We start from the raw sequence: 3,187 nt of genomic DNA, 5'->3' as shown, positions 1-3,187 counted from the left end.
TGCGGTGACGGCTCATCCACATGCAACGTCCGCGGCACCACACCCCGCTCCAGCGCCAGCACCATCTTCATCACACCCGCCACACCAGCCGCAGCCTGCGTATGACCGATGTTCGACTTCACCGACCCCAGCAGCACCGGACGCCCGCCACCACGTCCCTGCCCATACGTCGCAAGCAACGCCTGCGCCTCGATCGGATCACCCAACCGCGTCCCCGTCCCATGCGCCTCCACCACATCCACATCGACAGGAGCCAGACCGGCGTCAGCCAACGCCGCACGGATCACCCGCTGCTGCGACGGACCATTCGGAGCCGCCAGACCATTGGACGCACCATCCTGATTGACCGCGCTCCCCCGCACCACCGCCAACACCCGATGCCCGAGCCGCCGCGCATCCGACAACCGCTCCAGCAAGAGCAGCGAAACTCCCTCGGCAAAGCCAAAACCATCCGCTGACGCCGCAAAGGCCTTGGACCGGCCGTCCCTGGCCAGTCCACGCTGCCGACTGAACTCGACGAAGACCTTCGGGTCCGACATGACGGCCACACCACCGACGGCCGCCAGCGAGCACTCGCCACGGCGCAGCGCCTGCACCGCCAAGTGCAGGGCCACCAGCGATGACGAACACGCCGTGTCCACCGTCACCGCAGGCCCCTCAAGGCCGAAGGTGTAGGAGATACGCCCGGAGACAACGGCCGAGGCGTTCCCTGTCAGCAGGTAGCCCTCGGCCTCCGCCGGCGGGGTGCCCACCCTGTCCGCATAACCCATATGGGCGGCGCCGACGAATACTCCGGCCCGACTTCCCTTCAGCGTATGAGGATCGACTCCTGCGCGCTCGAGAAGCTCCCAGGACGTCTCCAGCAGCAGCCGCTGCTGCGGGTCCATCGCCAACGCCTCACGCGGCGAGATCCCGAAGAAGTCCGTGTCGAACTGCGTCGCCTGATCCAGGAAACCGCCGTGACGGACGTAGCTCGTCCCACTGTTTGCCGGGTCAGGATGGTAGATTTTGTCCAGTTCCCAGCCGCGGTCGTCGGGGAACTCGGTAAGTACCTCGCCTCCGGCGGCCAGGAGTTCCCACAGCTGCTCCGGACTCTCGATCCCGCCCGGGAAGCGGCAGGCCATCGACGTGATCGCGATGGGCTCGTCCTCCAGCTCCCAGATGCGGTGCCGGGCCTTGCGCAGGTCCACGGTCGCGCGCTTGAGATACTCGACGATCTTTTCGTCGTTCGTCACAACGTTCTCCCGTCAAGGTCGCGGTAGCAGTTGGACAGGTTTCAGGAATTGCCGAGTTCGTTGTCGAGCACCTCGAAGAGTTCATCGATGGTGGCGTCCTCGACATCCTGATATTCGCCTGCGTCTGGACCTGCTTCCCTGCCTCTCGAACTGCCCCCGCTTCCGGAGCGGGGCAGGAGAATGTGCAATCTCTTGGTGATTTCCGAGCGAGCTTCTTCGTCCGATTCCAGCAGAGCCAGACCGGTCTCCAACTGGTCGATCGCCGACCGCATGAGCGTCAGCGGGTCGTCACTTCCCACGAGTTCGGATTGCAGGAAGCGTGCGATGGCGGTGGCGGTGGGATGATCGAATGCCATGGTGGCCGGCAGCCGGACACCCGTGGCCGCAGCCAGCCCGTTGCGTAGCTCGACGGCGGTGAGTGAGTCGAAGCCCAGTTCCTTGAACGCCCGCTCGGCCGGGACGTCCTGCGCGGAGCCGTGCCCGAGGACAGCGGCGGCCTGAGCACGGACCAACTCCACCAACTCCTCCTCCTGCCGCACGCGAGACAACCCCGACAACCGCTTCAACAACCCTGACGACTCATCCTCGTCAACCAAGTCCTGCTCCCGGTTCTGCAGGGCGGTACGGACTTCCGGCAGGTCGCTGATCAAAGGGCGGGGACGAGCGGAGGCGAAGCCGGTCACAAAGCGTTCCCAGTCCACGGCGGCGATCGCGACGAACGTTTCACCACGACCAACCGCGTCGGCCATCGCGGCGACAGCACGTTCGGGATCCATCGCCCGCACCCCCCGACGGGACAACTCCTGCCCCACACCTTCCACCGACGCCATACCCTGACCGGCCCACATCCCCCACGCCACACTCGTCGCCGGCAAGCCGGCACTCCGACACCGCACCGCCAACGCATCGAGGAACGCGTTGGCCGCCGCATACACCGCCTGCCCCCCGCTACCCCACACACCGGCATTGGAAGAGAACAACACGAACGCCTCCAGAGTCGAGGCATCCAGCAGCTCATCCAGGTTCACCGCACCGGCGACCTTGGCAGCCATCACATCAGCCGCCTCCTGAAGAGAGACCTCCGCCAAGGGCGTGGACTGCGGAACGCCAGCCGCGTGGAACACCGCCGTCACCGGTTCACCCAGACCCGTCAGCAATGCTTCCAGCGCCGCACGGTCAGCCACATCACAGGCCCACACCGACACCCGCGCTCCACCCAAATGCTCCAGCTCCCGCACCAGCTCACCAGCGCCAGGAGCGCTATCACCACGACGGCTTACCAGGACCACATGATCCACACCGCCAGCCACCAACCACCGGGCCGTGTGCGCACCCAAACCACCGGTACCACCGGTGACCAGCACCGTCCCATGCGGCCGCCAACCACCCCCACCACCATCGACCGCGGCACGCACCAAACGACGCACCCACACACCCGAACCACGCACCGCCACCTGATCCTCAAAACCAGCCGACGCCACAACACCCACAAACCGGCGGCACACCTCCTCATCAGCCTCCACCGGCAGATCGATCAACCCGCCCCACAACCCCGGATGCTCCAGACCCAGAACGCGGCCAAAACCCCACACCTGCGCCTGCACCGGATCAATCACCGTGCCCATATCCGAAGTACCAGCAACCACCGCCCCCCGCGTCACCAGCCACAACCGCGGCACCTCACCAACCAAGCCCAAATCGAGCAGCGCCTGGGCCAGCACCAGCGACGCAGCCAGCCCCGCGGGAACAACAGGATGCTCCGAGTGCCGCCGATCACCCCAGGACAAGAACGACACGACCCCGGTCACACCGCGGCCCGCGACAGCATCGACGTAAGCCCGGCGGTCGGGACGGGTCGGATCGAGCTCCACGACACTGACCTCGCCACCCCGGGCCGTGACGGCAGCCACTACCCGCGCAACGGCGACATCATCCGCCAAGCCCTGCGGCAC

Annotated in this window: 2 protein-coding genes; both read right to left on the bottom strand. The window is 66.3% G+C overall.

What is annotated here, in order from left to right; translation table 11 throughout:
• The coding region (locus ASC60_RS38370; protein WP_199831186.1) for a beta-ketoacyl synthase N-terminal-like domain-containing protein at positions 1 to 1,235 on the bottom strand (1,235 nt) is incomplete at its 3' end.
• A gap of 41 nt (positions 1,236 to 1,276) precedes the next feature.
• Positions 1,277 to 3,187 (bottom strand): beta-ketoacyl reductase (locus ASC60_RS38365; RefSeq protein WP_234357342.1); only part of this gene is annotated, 1,911 nt, incomplete at its 5' end.

Origin of the sequence: Streptomyces sp. NBRC 110028, assembly GCF_001417735.1 — a bacterium.
In the GTDB taxonomy this organism is placed as follows: Bacteria; Actinomycetota; Actinomycetes; order Streptomycetales; family Streptomycetaceae; genus Streptomyces.
This window is presented reverse-complemented; position numbering and strand designations above follow the sequence as displayed.